The following is a 17,109-nucleotide window of genomic DNA, read 5'->3' on the forward strand; positions in this document are numbered from 1 at the left end:
GAGGCACGGCACGGCACGGCACGGCACGGCACGGCACGGCACGGCACGGCACGGCACGGCACGGCACGGCACGGCACGGCACGGCTAACGGATTGTATGTCCCTTAAACCCTCAAATCAACCCCTTCCGAGATTTTAACGGATCGTATGTCCGTCAGACGTAAATTTTGCTGCTTTTCCCGACAAAAACAAGCCCAATCCCATTCTAAGCGTCGCCTGAATCCGTTAGAATTTTCAAACAGCTCAAAACGGACGCTAAGCGTCATCTCGATCCGTTAAAATTCCGGCTTGGTGAAGCATCCGGCTGATCGGGCCGAAAATCTTGTTTCCGCTTCATTATCGAGTTCATCGCCGACAACATCGACTCCGCACTCCGCCGATGCGGTTCTTTATCGCCGACTTCACTTTACCGCCGACGCTTCCCCGCCCGAATCCCCGCTGCGAACTTCAATTTCTTTGCGATTCGAACTTTATTCTTTTTCCGCCGCTGCCGTACGCTGCGTCAAGCCGTTCATGCTCCCTTCCCCCTGTTTTCCAAGCCGATAACGCCAGCCGATACGTTCGGTACCGCTGCTTATCGTTGGCGATTTCCATGCGTTTGCTCTCGACGAGCGTTTGCAAAATCAGCCGCGCGTGCCGATCCGTCACTCGCAGATGCTCTGCCAACTCCCCCGCGCTAAAAGGAGTCAACCGCCTGCGGGCATACCGAAGCGTTTCCTCCTCCAGCCAATTCAGGCCGCCCGACACCGCATCGAACGATAGAAAGCGGCCGACGAACGCAAGAACCAGCTGCCGACAGCGTTCGGGTTCTTCACGGATCGACAAATAAGCGACATGCAGCAGCGTCCAGCCGTCGAGCCCGAGCAGACTGTGCCGCCAACACAGATCTTTGAAGCGCCTCGTGTCCAGATCGCGCGCATGCGAACCGTAACCCTGGATCTCGATCGCGCCTTTGGCTCCGCCGGGTCGGTAGGCCAGATCGATATACCGATAGCCGCCGTGATAATCGCGTACTTCCCACTCCGCGTACAGATCATCGAAATTGCCTACCGCCGGAAACCAGACCTGCCGCAAAAATTCGATCGTGCCGTGTCCCAAGCCTCGTTCCAACAATTCCCGACGGCGCATGCCGCTCTCTTCATCAATCTGCCGCGCCAACCATTGCCCGTAAGTCTGCTCAAAAGCTGCTCCCATGATGAGCGTACTCCCCCTTTTCGTTTGAAAGCACGCAAAAAAGCCGCCTCCGATACCCGAGTATCGAAAGCGGCGCGTGCTTCGCGTCCGTATACGTTCAGTGTACGCGGGATGCATGTCGCCGGGAAAGCCAGTCTCTTCGTTCGGACCGCCGCGGCCCTTTCCATTACCGATTTGAACGAAATCCGGGAAATGATGAATGATTCTCCCTGTTCTTAAGTCGCGCTCAAAAACCATTCGCATCCATCCGATACATATATTAAGCTATTCACTATATTGAAATCCATGAAAAAATTGCACGTTTTTGCATATAAAATGATTGATTCGCCGTGCCTGTGAGTAATAATTGAATGGAAAACTTTTGCTTGGTAGGAAAAGAGAACTGGAGTTCTTCGGCTTTGTCACTATTGATTCGGGACAAATCCAGGCATCTTTCCTTTGCCATTCCGAGACGGGGTGCTTAAAATTTGAGTAGAGGACGAGATCCTGCCTGCTGCGGCGCGTGCCGCAGTGAATCGTCTCCACCCCGTTCCGGGGTAAATGATATCGCTTTCAAAATAGAGGGGTTGAAAAAGGAGGAATCCGCGTGGACAAACCGACCGGACGGCTGCTACCGATCCTGAAGCGTCTTCTCGCTTCACGGGGGGAGTTCGTTACGGTACGGGATCTGTCGGATGAATTGGACGTCAGCGAAAGAACGGTCAAACGCGAACTTCCCGGCGTGGAACAGTGGCTCTCGGCAAGAGGAGCCCGGCTGATCCGCAAACCGGGTGCCGGAGTCAAACTGGAAGCCGCCCAGACTCAGCTTGACGCTCTTATAGAAGAACTGAGCGCGGCAGGCCCGGTCAGGGACTACAGTAGGGACGAACGCCACTACTTCCTGATCAGCGAGCTGCTGCTTGCGGCCGAGCCTGTCAAATCGTACAGTTTCGCTTCACAGTTCAAAGTTACCGAAAGCACGCTAAGCGCCGATCTCGATCGGGCGGAAGAATGGCTGCAGCCGTTGGGCCTGCGCCTGATCCGCAAACCGGGTTTCGGCGTTTACGTCGAAGGTAGCGAGAATGCCATCCGTTCCGCGCTGATCCAACTTGTTTATGAAAGTGTCGCCGAAGACCAGGTCGCCGAGCTGGTAAGCGGAAGCGTCGGAAACGAGGCCGCAGACCCGACAAGAGTCCGCTCCCATATCCGCAGCCGCCTGCTGAACCTGATCGACGAAGGCGCCGCCGAGCAGCTGCAGCAGATGGTCGAAGAGCTTGAAAACAGCCTCGATCTGAAGCTGACCGACAGTGCTTACATCGGCTTGGCCGTCCACCTGGCTCTTGCGATTCAACGCATTCGGGCCGGGCAGCGCATCGTGATCGATGCCCATGTGCTGGACGGCCTTCGCAAGCTCGGCGAGTTCGAAAAAGCCAAACGGCTTGCGGCAAAGCTGGAAGACATGCTGGGCATCGAGATTCCGGAGGACGAAGTCGGCTACATCACGATGCATCTCAAAGGGGCGGAAACCCGCCTCGACCGGGATCACGACAATTATTACGACTACGTCAGCTTCGAACTCGTCCGCCTGGCCCGCAACATGCTGAAAACGGCGGAAGCCGAGCTCGGCTACGAGCTGAAAGGCAGCAGCAAATTGTTCGCCGGATTCGTTCATCACCTGGGACCGGCCGTCGAACGGCTGAGATTGGGGCTGGACATCCGCAACCCGCTGCTGGGCCAGATTCGCGAACAGTACGCCGAAGTTTTCGCCATTGCCGAGAAATGTTCGAATATTCTGGCCGATTACGTGAATCGCGACGTGCCGGAATCGGAAATCGGCTACATCGCGATGCATATCGGCGCGATGAGCGAATACGCCAGGGCCGAACGTCCTTCCCCGAAAGTGCTGATCGCCTGCGCAAGCGGCATGGGCACCTCGGGCCTGCTGATGGCGAGGGTACGCAAAGAATTCCCGGCCTTCAACCTGATCGGCATCGCTTCCGCTTCGGAAGCCGCCGAGAATCAAGAAGCGGACTTTATCGTTTCCACCGTCGACGTCGAGACCGAAACCCCTGTCGTGCGGGTGTCCGTGCTGCTTTCTTTTAACGACGTCGAAAGTATACGGCGCTTCGCGAACGAAGAACAGCGGCATTTCGCCAAAAAGAAAACCAGGCAGAATCTGCAAAGCGATCTGGTCGGTACGCTCGACGAGCATAAGCAGACGCTGGAAGGCATCCTCGACTTGATGAAAAACGTCGATGTCGCGGATGCCTTTGTCTCCCGGGACGTAGGCGAACTGATCGCGGCCATCTCGCGGCGGTTCACCGAAAACGCGGACGATGCAGCTGTGCTCGAACGCGAGCTGCACGAGCGCGAACGTCTCGGCGAAACCGTTCTCTCCCAAGACGGGCTGATTCTGCTGCACTGCCGCTCCGAAGTGATCGGCAAGCTCATACTGGGCATCTTCCGCTTCCCGGACGGCCTAGCCGCCGAGTCGGAAGACAAGCCGATTCAACTCAAAGCGGCACTTCTGCTGCTGGCGCCGAAAGCCAGCGGCAAATCCTACCTCCAGGCGGCCGGAGAAATCAGCAAATCGCTGATCGACCGTCCCGGATTCGCCGCCAGACTCTCTTCCTCCGAGCCCGATGCGCTCCGAAGAGAGATCGCGGACATGATGAGAGAGCTTTATGCAAGAAAAATAGAACAATACACATTGGAGGTTGAACAATTATGAGCAGCGTATCGACGCCTGAAAAATCGGGCGGACTCAGAGACGGCGTACAAAAGTTCGGACGTTTCCTGAGCGCGATGGTTATGCCGAATATCGGCGCGTTTATCGCGTGGGGTCTCATCACGGCCCTATTTATTCCTAAAGGCTGGTTCCCGAATGAGCAGATCGGATCGCTCGTCGGTCCGATGATTACTTACCTGCTGCCTCTTCTGATTGCTTATAGCGGCGGTAAAATGGTCGCGGATCATCGCGGCGGCGTGCTTGGCGCGATAGCCGTAATGGGTGTGATCGTAGGCGCTCCCGATACGCCGATGTTCCTCGGAGCAATGGCTATGGGACCTCTCGCAGGCTGGGTAATCAAGCAGTTCGACCGTATGGTAGAAGGCAAGATCCCTGCCGGCTTTGAAATGCTGATCAACAACTTCTCTGCTGGTATTCTTGGCGCGGGGTTGGCAATCGGCGGCTATTACGGCGTAGGACCGCTGTTCGAAGCATTCACCAGCGTTCTCGAATCCGGCGTTCAACAGATTGTAAACTGGGGCCTCCTGCCGCTGGTCTCGCTTTTCGTAGAACCGGCGAAGATCCTTTTCCTGAACAACGCGCTGAACCACGGTATCTTCACTCCGCTCGGTACCGACCAAGTAGCGGAACTCGGAAAGTCCGTGTACTATTTGTTGGAAACCAACCCGGGTCCAGGTCTTGGCGTTCTGTTGGCATACTGGGTATTCGCCAAAGGTTCGATCAAAAGTTCGGCTCCTGGCGCGATCGTGATCCAGTTCCTCGGCGGTATTCACGAAATTTACTTCCCTTACGTTCTGATGAGACCTGTTTTGCTTCTGTCCGTCATTCTGGGCGGCATGGCCGGCGTATTCACTTTCGTTGCAACAGGGGCCGGCTTGTCCGGAGCTGCAGCACCGGGTAGTATCATCGCGATCATGGCTGTAACGCCTAAAGGCGGCCACCTTGCCGTTCTCGCCGGCGTAGCCGTAGCTACAATCGTCTCTTTCCTTGTCTCGGCACTGTTCCTGCGCAATTACAAAGCTGACGATGAAGCGTTGGATAAAGCGCGTGATGCTTCCAAAGCTATGAAAGGCACTAACGCTGCATCGGCAACAACAGCAGGCGTAAACGTACGCGTTAACGGCAAAGTCGAAAAAATCGTCTTCGCTTGCGACGCCGGCATGGGTTCGAGCGCAATGGGCGCTTCGTCTTTCCGCAAAAAAGTCAAAGCGGCAGGTCTGCCGATCAACGTTACGAACACCGCGATCGAAAACATTCCTGCGGATGCCGATATCGTCGTGACCCAGGAAAACCTGACGAGTCGCGCACGTGCAAAAGCTCCGAACGCGCATCACGTTTCGATCGACAACTTCATCAACAATCCGGTCTACGAAGACCTGATCGAAGAACTGAAAGCTTCCCAATCCGGCGCTTCCCCGGCTGAACGCAACACGACGGCCACGACTCCGGACGCGCAATGGGATATCGACAATGCACTGGACAAAGCCGCTCCCGGAGCAGGCGCCGTTCAATCGGATATCCTGCGCAAAGAAAACATCCGTCTCGGCCTTCCGAGCGTGACGAAAGAAGAAGCGATCCGCGAAGCGGGACGACTGCTGTCGGCATCCGGTTACGTTAAACCGGGTTACGTGGATGCCATGATCGAACGCGAAGGCGTAGCTTCGACCTACATCGGCAACGGCGTAGCGATTCCTCACGGCGTAGGTACGGCCAAAAACGAGATCGATAACTCCGGCATCGTCGTGCTGCAATATCCTAACGGCGTCGAGTTCGAAGCCGGCACGGCTTACCTGGTCATCGGCATCGCCGGCGCCCGCGGCGAACACTTGAAGATTCTGACGAAGATCGCCGAAGCGATCGAAGACGAGTCGACCGTTCAACGCCTGGCCCAAACCAAAGACGTCAACGATATCTACAACACCCTGAGCGTACAACCCGAGTAATTAATCAAGACGTTTAAAGTCGGCCGGCAGGGATCCCCCTCTGCCGGCTTCGGCTTTGACTTTTTCCTTTGATAATCTTGACGTCGTAATGCTTGTACTTACGAGCTTTTGCTCATCCCTAATTCATGATTGCTTTAAGCTTTTTTGCAGGTCAGTTTTTTACCCTACCGTTTCCCTTTCCCGGAAACGGTTTGATATCTTTTTATTCCCACACTCTTTTAGGAAGATTCTTCTTCCACATCCCGGACGCGAGTCTGTTGACTGAAGCGACTTTTGGCTTTGCGCAGCAAAACAACCCGAGCGCCAGGCAACAGACTCGCGTCCCCTCCTGGAGGTAACAACTCATGACTAAAAAAGCCATTCAATTCGGAGCCGGCAACATCGGCCGCGGTTTCATCGGAGCCCTGCTCGTCGAAGCAGGTTACGAACTGGTCTTCGCCGACGTCAACGAAGCCATGATCAACGAGCTGAACGAAAAGCACGGTTACACCATCCATATCCTGGACCTCGACAAGCGCGAGATTCCGGTAACCGGCGTGTCCGGCGTTCTCTCGAACAGCCCCGAGATGTCGAAGCATATCGCCGACGCCGAAATCATCACGACGGCCGTAGGTCCCAACGTGCTGAAATTCATTGCCGTCAATATTGCCGCAGGTCTTGAAGAACGTGCCAAATCCGGCGCAGGCTTCTTGAACGTCATCGCCTGCGAAAACATGGTGGGCGCAAGCTCGCACTTGAAAGAGCAAGTTTACACGCACCTGTCCGACGAAGCGAAAGCCTACGCGGACGAGCACGTCGGCTTCCCGAACTGCTCCGTCGACCGGATCGTTCCTCCATTCAAAGGCGACAACCTGCTCGACGTGGGCGTGGAATCGTTCTTCGAATGGATTGTGGAAGAGCCTGCATTCAAAGGCGGCGTTCCGTCCATCGAAGGCATGAAGCTTACCGATACGCTGGTTGCTTACGTGCAGCGCAAACTGTACACACTGAACACGGGCCACGCGATCACGGCTTACCTGGGCTACCTCAAAGGCCTGCCGACCGTCGATAAAGCGATCGAAGACGAATCGGTACGCGCGGTCGTACGCGGCGCGATGGAAGAAAGCGGCGCGGCGCTGGTGAAAGAACACGGATTCGACGCGGACGAGCACGCGAAATACATCGACAAGATCGAGAAGCGTTTCCGCAACCCGTATCTGAACGATGACGTGAGCCGCGTAGGGCGCGAACCGCTGCGCAAGCTCGGCCCGAACGACCGTCTGAGCGGTCCGGCGCGCATGGCGCTGAGCCTCGACCTGCCGATCGACAACCTGCTGACCGGCATCGCGGCAGCTTTGCATTACAACAACCCGGAAGACAAGCAATCCGTCGAGCTGCAAGCTTCTATCGAAGAAAAAGGTCTGGAAGGCGCGATCGCCGACGCGACCGGATTCACGGAAGACAGCGGCGAAAACGCGAAGATCGCGGATGCTTACGAGTCGCTGAAAAACTAATATTGTTCAAGGCGAGAAGGCTGCAACCAGTTTTCGGATTGCCTTGCCAAACTTTCGTCATACGAAAAAGAGACTGCTTGGCTTACGCCGCAGTCTCTTTTTTGCGTCAGAACATATCTTTTTTCAAATCACGCTGCCTTCGCTTCGCGATCATTCGAAGTTCACGTTGATCACGGCCAGCTCCGACCGCGTTCCCATCCGCAGCGGCAGTCCCCAGAATCCGTAACCGGACGTCACGATCGAATGCATCTGCCCTTTTTGCAAGTAGCCCCAATCGTTCTCGTAGATCCGGTTCGTGATGAAGTTGGCGGGGAAGATCTGTCCGCGGTGCGTATGGCCCGACACTTCGAGATCGATTCCCGCATCCGCCGCCAGCTCCAGCTCATACGGCTGGTGATCCAGCAGGATCAGCGGCGTCGCCGGCTCTGCTTGCGCAGCCAACTCAGCCACGGACATCCGCCCCGGATCGGTGCGGTCTTTGCGGCCGATCAGCGTCACCGGCAGATCGTCGCTGACCACATCGTCGTACAGCATGATCATGCCGCTGTCTTTCAGCGTGCTGATCAGCGACGTGTCGCCGGCCTCCAGACGATCATGGTTGCCGAGCGACGCGTAGACCGGAGCTTCGATCCCGCGCAGAATCTCCGGAATCCCCTGCTTCACGTACTGCACGATATCGTCATCCACCAGATCGCCGGGGAACAACACCAGATCCGGCTGCTGCTCGTTGATCATTTTGACCAAGCGCTTAGCATGCGAAGGACCCGACAACGCGCCGAAATGCGTATCCGCCGCCATCACGATCTTCATCGACTTTCTGCCGTCCAGCGCGGGCTTGCCGATCGCGACGTCATACGTTTTGACCACCGGGCTGTACGCGCTGTAAGTACCGATTCCGCCCAGAACCACCGTCAGCGTCAGCGCCGCGGCAGTCGCCGAACGGGTCAGTTTGCGGCGGTCGATCCGGGTGAACAGTCGGAGCAGCAGCACGGCGGCGTTCGTTGCCGGCAGCACCAGCACCATCAGGTAAGCAAACACCAGCCAGATGCCCGCGCTCCAGTGCGCCCAAGCATACTCGCTGAACGCGAACCGGAAAAACATCGACCAAGCCGCGATCAACAATCCCGCCGACAGCACGATCAGCCAGCGTTTTTTTACGTCAGGCTTGAACGATTGGATCCCTCTCCACAGATTCCACCCGATATAGAAAAGAAACCCGTGATACACGAGCAGCGAAATGATAATACGAATAACCAAACCTTTTAGGCTCCTCTCAACTTTTGACAAGCGGCAGATCCCATCATCGGCCCTTATGCGTTTTCTTTCTATTATACGAAGTCGCCGACCATGAAGTCGAGCCGCGCTCCTTTTACAAGCAAAGCAATCGTATTGAAGCGTGAAGCGAGACGAACATTCGGGAAAAGATCAAACCGCGAAATAACTACGAAAATACAGTTATCAGTTATCGACGGTTTATCGAAAACGTAATACCTGCATATGTCCATCTATTTGAGCAGAAAAAGAAGCACTCTTCGAAAAAAGAAGCAATTAACTGTATGTATGCAGGTATCAATCTCAAATCGCCGAATTCGCAAAAATGAAATGGAGATATGCAGTTAATTTAAAAAAGCCGCTCCGCCCCTGTCACAGGTTCCGGAACAGCCTTTTATCCCGACTTTGGATTAAGCCCTTACCCTTTGATCGCACCCGCCGTCATCCCTGCGATAAAGTACCTTTGCAGGAACAAGAACAATATCACCATCGGAACCGCCGACAGCACCACTCCGGCGAGCAGCGTCGTATAGTTCGTCACGTACTCCCCGCGGAACTGCATCAGCGCGAGCGGCAGCGTCAGCTTCGAATTGCCGTTGATGAGCAGCATCGGCATCAGCAGGTCGTTCCACGACATGACGAACAGGAACGTCGCGCACGCCGACAAAGCGGGCGCGGACAGCGGAATCGCGATGCGCACGTACAGCCGCCATTCGTTCGCGCCGTCGATGCTGCCCGCTTCCAGCACTTCGCGGCTCAGCGAACGCATGAAGCCCGTCAGCATGAACACGGTCAGCGGCAGGAACAGCGCCACCGACACGACGATCAAGCCCAGCAGATGGTCCGACCAGCCGAGCTTGCGCACCAGCGAATACAGCGGCAGCATATTGACCTGCGTCGGCACGATCAGGCCGGCCGCGTAAAGCGCGAAGAAAAACGCGCCGATCCGGCCGCCGAAGCGCACGATCGCGTACGCGATCAGGCTGCCGAGCAGCAAAGACAGCGATACCGTGCCGAGCGTCACGAGCGCGCTGTTGCCGAAGTAGCGCAGCATCGGCTGCTGATCGAACAGCGCGACGAAGTTTTCCAGCGTGAGCGGCTTCGGCCAACCGAGCGGGTCGGCGAAGAAGGCCGTCGTCGGTTTGAAGGCCGAGATCAGCACGAAATAGAGCGGCGCGGCGATAATCGCCGCGTACAGCAGCACGAGCAGCCGTCCCAGCCATTTGAATGCCATAAAGTAGTCCTTCCTCCTTCCCCCGACCTAAGCGGCCCGGTCCGTCCGCAGCGCTTTGAACTGCAAATACGTCAGCACGGCCAGCACGACCAGGAATATCATCGACCCCGCCGAAGCGAGTCCGAATTCGTAGTTGCCGAACGCCGTATGGTAAATGTACGTCGACAGAATCTCCGTCGCGTTATTCGGGCCTCCGTCCGTCATGACGAAGATCAGGTCGAACGCTTTGAACGACTGGATGGTCGTATACGCGATCACGATTGCCGAAGCCGGCGCGAGCAGCGGCCACGTGATATGGCGGAACAGCTGCCAACGGCTGCCGCCGTCGATGCGCGCCGATTCGTACAGCTCGCCCGGAATGGCCTGCAAACCGGCGATGAACACGATCATCATCTGTCCGGCGTGCGCCCAGACCTGCACCGCCGCGATCGCGTACAGCGCGATATGGCGGTCGCCGATCCAATTTTGCGTCAGACTGTCCAATCCTGCGCCTCTGAGGCCCAGATTGAGCATGCCGATCGTCGGATCGTACACGAACGACCAGATCAGGCCGACCGAGACCGACGACAGAATCGCCGGCAAAAAGTAAAGCGCGCGCAGGAAGACGCGCGTTCGCGTATTGCGCGACAGCAGCATCGCGAGTACCAGCGACACGATCGTCTGCACGATCACGACGCTGAGCATGAACTTGACGTTGTTCAGCAGCGTTTTGCGGAACACGAGGCTGTCGAAGCTGTCTTTGTAATTGTCCAGGCCGATCATCCGGTACGAATCGGACACGCCGTCCCAATCGGTAAAGGAGTAAAACAGCCCCGACAGCGTCGGATACGCGAACAGGAACAGATACAGCAGCGTGCCCGGCAGCAGGAACAGCCACAAGGCACGCTTATGTTTCATTCTTTTGATAGTCATGGGCAGGCCGCGCTTACGACTTGCTCAAGTTTTGATCGATGACGGCTTGGGCTTCCTGCGCGGCTTCCTCCGGCGCAGAACCTCCGAGCACGGCTTGGATCGAGTTGGTGACGGCTTTTTGGTTATCGCCGTTTTTGATCGTGAAGCGCGGTTGGAACAGCGTCTTTTTGCTTGTCCAGTCTTCGGCGACCTTCAGCTCCGGGCTATCGTACGATACGCCGTCGACCGTCACGTTTTGTCCGGTCGCGTTGGCGTATTCGCCCGCCACGTCCGGCTGGCTGAGGTATTCCAGGAACTTTTTCGCTTCTTCCGGATGCTTGGACTTGCTGTTGACGGCTAACATGAACGTGCTCGTATGCACGCCTTCGTACTTGGCTTCGCCCGCGCTCACCGTGATCGGGGCGAGCAGCGCCTGCTCAAGTTCCGGATTTTGCGCCGCGTTCTGCGCGAGCTGGTACGAACCGCTGGCGAGCATGCCCGCTTTTTCCTGTACGAACAACGCGCCTGCCGCGGCGTCCTTCGTGCCGAGCGCGTCCGGTTGGAAGTAGCCTTTATCGTTCAGTTCTTTGATCTGCGTCAGCGTTTTGACCCACCATTCGTCGGTCAGTTTGGCTTCGCCCGCTTCCACTTTTTCGAAAATGTCTTCGCTCGGTTCGTTGTTCATCACCATCGTGTTCATGAATTGGCCCGGACCGATATCCGCGCCCGCGAACGCGATCGGGATGATGCCGTTGTCTTTCAGCGTTTGGCACAAAGCCAGGAAGCCTTCCCAATCGGCAGGCGGCGTCAGGCCGTATTTTTCGAACAGCTTCACGTTGTAGATCGGATCGTTGTAGACGAGCTGGTACGGCACCGCGAGCTGCTTGCCGTCCTGCTGACCCGCCGCGATCAGGTCGGCGTTGAAGCTGTCGAGGAAAGACGAGCCGCTCAGGTCCGTGAATACGCCGGCTTTCGCCAGAGCGTCGAACTGCGCGCCGGGGAACGAAGCGAACACGTCGCCTACCGAACCGTCGGACAATTTCGCCTGCGCCGTCGATTGATACTGGTCGGACGGCAGCGTCTGCATCTCGACCTTGATCGTCGGGTTCGCCGTTTCGAACTTGTCGATAATCGTGTCCAGCGCTTTGACGTCTTCTCCGCGCCAATGCAGGAAATTGATCGTGACGTCGCCGCCCGAACCCGATGCGTCCGAGCCGCCGCCTCCGCAAGCGGAGAGCACCGCCGTCAGCGCAAGCGCGCCCGATGCCAACCAATAACGCACTTTTTTCCCGGATTTCCCCGTCATCGTACAACCTCCTTTTGAATGTCAGCCCATTTTTGCTTGAACAGCGGCAGTGCTTCTTTTCCGAAAATCTCGGCTTCTTCCAAATGCGGGTAGCCGGACAGGATAAACGTGGACACGCCGAGTTCGGCATATTCGATCAACCGCTGCGAGACCTGGTCGGCCGTGCCGACGATCAGGATTGCGCCGCCCGAGCGGACGACCGACAATCCCGTCCACAGGTTGGGACCGACGACGAACTGTTCCGCTTTGGACAGCTCGCGCAGCTCGTTCTGACGGCGTTGGTTGGTCGCGTCGGTCGCGGCGAATTCTTTTTCCGCGCGCTCGATCGCTTCCGGGGACACTTTGCTGATGATCTCCCGGGCCGCCGCCCATGCTTCTTCTTCCGTGTCGCGGACCAGCACCTGCGCGCGCAATCCGTAACGCAGCTCGCGCGGCGCTCCGGTTTCTTGTTCGTACGCTTTGCGCAGTTCTTCGATCTCCGCGATCTGCTCCTCGATCCACGCGTGCGGCTCGCCCCACATCAGGAACGTGTCGGCGTGCCGGATCGCGACTCTTTTCGCGCCTTCCGAGCTGCCGCCCAGATAGAACGGAGGATGCGGATTTTGCACCGTGCGCGGCGATCCCGAAGCACGCTCGAACGTGTAATGCTTGCCGCGGAACGGCTCCGAACTTGACGGAACGGCCTGCTTTTTTGCCGAAGCATCGATGTCCTTTGTCCCGGCATCGGTTTCCGCGGCCGCCGGAGCCGCGCCGTTCGCGCCCGATACCGCCGCGAACTCCGAAGCCTGCGGTTTGTCGCCGTTCGCCCATGCCCGTTTCATCACGTCCAGATACTCGTCCGCCCGTTCGTAACGCTCGTCGTGCGAACGCGCCAGCGGATCGCCCAGTTCTTCGAGATCCTGCACGGAGCTTCCGGTCACGACGTTGATCATCGCCCGGCCGCCGGACAGCTGATCCAACGCCGCGCCCATGCGCGCCGAAAGCACCGGAGCCGTCAGGCCCGGACGCACCGCCACGAGCGGACGCAGCGTCTTCGTGCGGCTCATGACCGCCGAACCGACGACCCAGGCGTCCAGGCACGCGCCGCCGGTCGGAATGAGCACGAATTCGAAGCCCGCCGTCTCCGCCGCCTGCGCCACCTCCGTCAAATAATCCAGCGTCGCCGGACGTTCCGGTTCCACGCCTACATGGGCTCCGTCTCCCGCCGTGGGCAAAAACCAGCCGAACTCGATCTCCCGCTTGCTTCCTTCGCCTGCTGTCATCGTCGCTGCCGCCTTTCTGTCGTTTTATATTTTTGTATTTAAAATTTTAAATATATTATCCCAACTAAACAAGTTGGATTAGTTTTGTTAGAATGATAACAACGCTTACGCCAATAGTAAATGTCATTTCGCCATTCGGCCTTTTTGTCATTTTGTATGCACCCTTGCGAAAAAGGAGCTTTGTTCATGCCGATCGACACCGAATACATGAAAGAAGACCATCACGAATATTTGCGCATCCACTTTTTCACGCCGTCGGATTACGAAAAGTCCGGGCCGGCTTGGCCGATCCGTCTCGGCGCCAATCTAGCCAAGCCCAACTACCATATCGGGCCGCGCACGACCGCCTACTACTATTTGCTGCTCGTGCTTGAAGGACGCGGCACGTTCGTGCACGGCGATCGGAAATACGAGCTTGCCGCGGGCGATATGTATTGTCTTTTTCCGCAGGTGATGCACGAATATTGGACCGACGCCGAAGCGCCGCTGCGCAAAATATTTTTGGCGTTCGACGGAAAAATGGCGCTGGAGCTGCTTCGGCGGATCGGCCTGACGCCCCAGCGTCCGCATCTGCCGTCCGCGCTCGTCGAAGAAGCGGCGGCGGCCATGCGTTCTTTTCTGGAAAAAACGTCCACGGAGCACGCCGAAGCGTCCGATCTGAGCCGCCTGTCGGAGTTCTACCGTATTTTCGCCGCGCTGGAATCGACGACGTTTCCTGAAGGGAGCGAGCCGGACGGCGTCTCTTGGCTTCAGCGCGGGCTGGATTATATGGAGATTCATTACGCGGACGGAATCACGATCGAGGAAGTGGCGCGGCACGCGGGCGTCGGACGGACCCATTTCAGCAAAAAGTTCCACGAGCGCTACGGCCATACGCCGGTCAGCCATATGCAGCGGCTCAAGCTGGACGAAGCCCGCATGCTGCTGGAGCAGACCGGCTACTCGCTGTCGGAGATCGCGCATTCGGTCGGCTACCCGGATCTGTTTTCCTTTTCCAAAGCGTTCAAAAAGCACACCGGGCTTCCGCCCAAGCAGTACCGGCAGCGGCATGCTTCCTTTTAACAGAAACGTTCTGCTTGCCCTCATCCTCACTGGGTAATAAATAGAGGGAGAAACGCCCCACGGCTCCTGCGGGCCCGCTGCGTTCCGATACGGCTTCCAAATGGCCTGCTGAGCGGACAAAACGGAGGAATACGACGGATTACGGAGGATTTCTGTTAAAACCCTGTACAAATCCTGGGACGATTCCGAAAAAAGCCGTTTTTTTCGCGTTTTTCTTGTGTTTTTGCCGAATAGTTTGTATAATCCTTCTTGTTGATTTTTTAACCGCAGTTCATTTCGTTATGTAAAAACTGATCTAGTACTGTGTAAAATTCATGTAAAATCCATCTTTTTAAACGGACTAAGGGGGGACTTGATTTTGGGAAAAGCATTGATTATCGGTGCCGGCGGCGTAGCTAGCGTTGTCGTGCATAAGTGTGTCCAGAATCCGGACGTATTTGAGGAAATTTGTATCGCGAGTCGTACGTTGTCGAAGTGTGAAGCTTTGAAAACGAAATTGGACGGAGGACGCACGAAGATTTCGGTCGCGCAGGTCGATGCCGACCGCACCGAAGAAGTCGTGGAGCTGATCAAAAGCTTCGGGCCGGATATCGTAATCAACGTGGCGCTCCCTTATCAGGATCTGACCATTATGGACGCGTGCCTGGAAACTGGCGTTCACTACTTGGACACTGCCAACTACGAGCCGCTCGACAATCCGAAATTCGAATATAAATGGCAGTGGGCGTACCGCGAGAAGTTCGAGAAAGCCGGCCTTACGGCGGTTCTCGGCAGCGGCTTCGACCCGGGCGTAACCGGCGTATTCAGCGCTTACGCGCTGAAGCACTACTTCGACGAGATCCATCAGATCGATATCGTCGACGCGAACGCGGGCGATCACGGCTATCCGTTCGCGACCAACTTCAACCCGGAGATCAACATCCGCGAAATCACGGCAAAAGGCCGCTACTGGGAAAACGGCGAATGGATCGAGACCGAACCTCTTTCCGAGAAAAAAGTCTACGACCTGCCGCAAATCGGACCGAAAGACATCTACCTCTTGTACCATGAAGAGCTGGAGTCCCTCGCCGAAAACATGCCCGGCCTGAAAAAAATCCGCTTCTGGATGACGTTCTCGCAAAACTACCTGAACCACCTGAAAGTCCTCGAAAACGTCGGCATGACTTCCATCGAGCCGATCGAATTCGAAGGCCAAAAAATCGCGCCGCTTCAGTTCCTGAAAGCCGTGCTGCCGGACCCTGCTTCGCTCGGACCGCGCACGAAAGGCAAAACGAACATCGGCTGCATTTTCCAAGGCACGAAAAACGGCGAGCCGAAAACGTACTACGTCTACAATGTATGCGATCACGAAGAATGCTACCGCGAAGTCGGTTCGCAAGCGATCTCGTACACAACCGGCGTACCTGCCATGATCGGCGCCATGATGGTCCTCAAAGGCCTCTGGAAAAAGCCGGGCGTATACAACGTGGAAGAGTTCGATCCGGACCCGTTCATGGAAGAACTGAACAAACAAGGCCTGCCGTGGGTAGAGGACTTCTCGCCGACGCTGCTGGACTAAGGCGTAGGAGGGAAAACCCATCATGACAGACATCGATTTCAGCGCCGTCCCGTCGCCTTGCTACGTCTTGGACGAGCGTCTGCTCACCAAAAACCTGGAACTGCTCGGTTCCGTGCAGGAACGCACCGGCGCCAAGATCCTGCTCGCCCAGAAAGGATTCTCCATGTTCGCGGAGTATCCCCTGGTCGGCAGATATCTGGCGGGCGTGACGTCCAGTTCGCTGTTCGAGGCGCGCCTCGGTTACGAGAAAATGGGCAAAGAAGTGCATGTGTACGCTCCGGCTTACGTCGATCGCGAGTTCGACGAGCTGCTGAGCTACACGGACCACATCGTGTTCAACTCGTTCGCCCAATGGCGCAAGTTCAAAGACAAAGTCCTGAACTACCCGGGCCGCAAGATCGAAGTGGGCCTGCGCATCAACCCGGAATATTCCGAGCTTGAAGTGCCGCTCTACGATCCGTGCTCGCCGTACTCCCGCATGGGCATCACGCTGGAGAATTTCGACGAGAGCGATCTGGAAGGCATCGACGGCCTGCATTTCCACACGATGTGCGAGCAGAACTCCGATACGCTGGAAAACACGCTCAAAGTCGTCGACGAGAAATTCGGCCACGTCATTTCGAAAATGAAATGGCTGAACTTCGGCGGCGGCCATCATATCACGCGTCCCGACTACGACGTCGAGCGCTTGATCCGCTGCATCGAGTTCGCTCGCGACAAGTACGACGTGCAGGTCTACCTGGAGCCGGGCGAAGCGATCGCGCTGAACACGGGCTACCTGGTGGCGACCGTGCTCGACACGATGAAAAACGGCATGGACATCGCCATCCTTGACACGTCGGCGGAATGCCATATGCCGGACGTTCTGGCGATGCCTTACCGTCCGAACATCGACGGTGCCGGCATGCCGGGCGAAAAAGCGATCACGTACCGTCTGGGCGGCATGACCTGCCTCGCGGGCGACGTGATCGGCGACTACTCGTTCGACCGTCCGCTACAAATCGGCGACAAGCTGGTCTTCGGCGACATGGCGCACTACACGATGGTCAAAAACCATATGTTCAACGGCGTGAACCTCCCTTCGATCGCTTCGTACAGCGACGAGGAAGGCCTCAAAGTGATCCGCGAGTTCAAGTTCGAGGATTACAGTTCGCGGTTGTCTTAAGG

12 protein-coding genes are annotated in these 17,109 nt (G+C 56.8%); 6 read left to right on the forward strand and 6 right to left on the reverse strand.

Annotation, left to right across the window (positions count from 1 at the left end):
- Positions 1-446 precede the first annotated feature (446 nt).
- Positions 447-1,193: a transcriptional regulator gene (locus tag HRQ63_RS15950; RefSeq protein ID WP_229714225.1), complete on the reverse strand. Its 747-nt coding sequence runs from the start codon at positions 1,191-1,193 to the stop codon at positions 447-449.
- Between the two features lie 586 nt (positions 1,194-1,779).
- Here HRQ63_RS15950 and HRQ63_RS15955 point away from each other — a divergent pair.
- The 3 genes from HRQ63_RS15955 to HRQ63_RS15965 all read left to right on the forward strand — a co-directional run bounded on the left by HRQ63_RS15955 (position 1,780) and on the right by HRQ63_RS15965 (position 7,357).
- Complete coding sequence (locus tag HRQ63_RS15955; protein WP_172245501.1) at positions 1,780-3,903, forward strand: BglG family transcription antiterminator; 2,124 nt, start codon at positions 1,780-1,782, stop codon at positions 3,901-3,903.
- Positions 3,900-5,864 carry a PTS mannitol transporter subunit IICBA gene (locus HRQ63_RS15960; RefSeq protein ID WP_172245503.1) on the forward strand — a complete coding sequence of 655 codons (1,965 nt, stop codon included), beginning with the start codon at positions 3,900-3,902 and terminating at the stop codon, positions 5,862-5,864. The genes HRQ63_RS15955 and HRQ63_RS15960 overlap by 4 nt, the downstream gene beginning before the upstream one ends.
- Before the next feature lie 344 nt (positions 5,865-6,208).
- On the forward strand, positions 6,209-7,357 hold the full coding sequence (locus HRQ63_RS15965; RefSeq protein WP_172245513.1) for a mannitol-1-phosphate 5-dehydrogenase: 1,149 nt from the start codon (positions 6,209-6,211) through the stop codon (positions 7,355-7,357).
- A 150-nt stretch (positions 7,358-7,507) separates the two neighbouring features.
- Here the strand turns inward: HRQ63_RS15965 and HRQ63_RS15970 are convergent, their stop codons facing one another.
- From HRQ63_RS15970 to HRQ63_RS15990, 5 genes are all read right to left on the reverse strand, one after another.
- The gene (locus HRQ63_RS15970) at positions 7,508-8,614 is read right to left on the reverse strand and encodes a metallophosphoesterase (protein ID WP_172245525.1); all 1,107 of its coding nucleotides are present in this window, start codon (positions 8,612-8,614) and stop codon (positions 7,508-7,510) included.
- Positions 8,615-9,047: 433 nt separating this feature from the next.
- A complete protein-coding gene (locus HRQ63_RS15975) occupies positions 9,048-9,863 on the reverse strand; it encodes a carbohydrate ABC transporter permease (protein WP_172245527.1) in 816 nt (271 codons plus the stop codon).
- Positions 9,864-9,890: 27 nt separating this feature from the next.
- Positions 9,891-10,775 carry a carbohydrate ABC transporter permease gene (locus tag HRQ63_RS15980; RefSeq protein WP_371873225.1) on the reverse strand — a complete coding sequence of 295 codons (885 nt, stop codon included), beginning with the start codon at positions 10,773-10,775 and terminating at the stop codon, positions 9,891-9,893.
- 13 nt (positions 10,776-10,788) lie between these two features.
- Entirely contained in the window at positions 10,789-12,060 is a 1,272-nt protein-coding gene (locus HRQ63_RS15985; protein WP_172245537.1) for an ABC transporter substrate-binding protein, read from the reverse strand.
- Entirely contained in the window at positions 12,057-13,322 is a 1,266-nt protein-coding gene (locus HRQ63_RS15990) for an LLM class flavin-dependent oxidoreductase (RefSeq protein ID WP_172245539.1), read from the reverse strand. The genes HRQ63_RS15985 and HRQ63_RS15990 overlap by 4 nt, the downstream gene beginning before the upstream one ends.
- Positions 13,323-13,508: 186 nt before the next feature.
- Between HRQ63_RS15990 and HRQ63_RS15995 the strand changes: the two genes are divergently transcribed.
- The 3 genes from HRQ63_RS15995 to nspC all read left to right on the forward strand — a co-directional run bounded on the left by HRQ63_RS15995 (position 13,509) and on the right by nspC (position 17,107).
- Complete coding sequence (locus HRQ63_RS15995; RefSeq protein ID WP_172245541.1) at positions 13,509-14,384, forward strand: AraC family transcriptional regulator; 876 nt, start codon at positions 13,509-13,511, stop codon at positions 14,382-14,384.
- A 358-nt stretch (positions 14,385-14,742) separates the two neighbouring features.
- A complete protein-coding gene (locus HRQ63_RS16000; RefSeq protein ID WP_172245543.1) occupies positions 14,743-15,942 on the forward strand; it encodes a saccharopine dehydrogenase family protein in 1,200 nt (399 codons plus the stop codon).
- A gap of 22 nt (positions 15,943-15,964) precedes the next feature.
- Positions 15,965-17,107, forward strand: a complete 1,143-nt coding sequence (gene nspC, locus HRQ63_RS16005) for a carboxynorspermidine decarboxylase (protein ID WP_172245545.1) — start codon at positions 15,965-15,967, stop codon at positions 17,105-17,107.
- Positions 17,108-17,109: the final 2 nt, after the last annotated feature.

The organism is Saccharibacillus endophyticus (genome assembly GCF_013185185.1).
Lineage (GTDB): Bacteria > Bacillota > Bacilli > Paenibacillales > Paenibacillaceae > Saccharibacillus > Saccharibacillus endophyticus.

Excerpts from the sequence above, each read along its gene's own strand:
- HRQ63_RS15950 (WP_229714225.1), bottom strand. The coding sequence starts at position 1,193 with ATGGGAGCAGCTTTTGAGCAGACTTACGGGCAATGGTTGGCGCGGCAG.
- HRQ63_RS15975 (WP_172245527.1), bottom strand. The coding sequence starts at position 9,863 with ATGGCATTCAAATGGCTGGGACGGCTGCTCGTGCTGCTGTACGCGGCG.
- HRQ63_RS15985 (WP_172245537.1), bottom strand. The coding sequence starts at position 12,060 with ATGACGGGGAAATCCGGGAAAAAAGTGCGTTATTGGTTGGCATCGGGC.
- HRQ63_RS15965 (WP_172245513.1), top strand. The coding sequence starts at position 6,209 with ATGACTAAAAAAGCCATTCAATTCGGAGCCGGCAACATCGGCCGCGGT.
- nspC (WP_172245545.1), top strand. The coding sequence starts at position 15,965 with ATGACAGACATCGATTTCAGCGCCGTCCCGTCGCCTTGCTACGTCTTG.
- HRQ63_RS15960 (WP_172245503.1), top strand. The coding sequence starts at position 3,900 with ATGAGCAGCGTATCGACGCCTGAAAAATCGGGCGGACTCAGAGACGGC.
- HRQ63_RS15980 (WP_371873225.1), bottom strand. The coding sequence starts at position 10,775 with ATGACTATCAAAAGAATGAAACATAAGCGTGCCTTGTGGCTGTTCCTG.
- HRQ63_RS15995 (WP_172245541.1), top strand. The coding sequence starts at position 13,509 with ATGCCGATCGACACCGAATACATGAAAGAAGACCATCACGAATATTTG.
- HRQ63_RS15990 (WP_172245539.1), bottom strand. The coding sequence starts at position 13,322 with ATGACAGCAGGCGAAGGAAGCAAGCGGGAGATCGAGTTCGGCTGGTTT.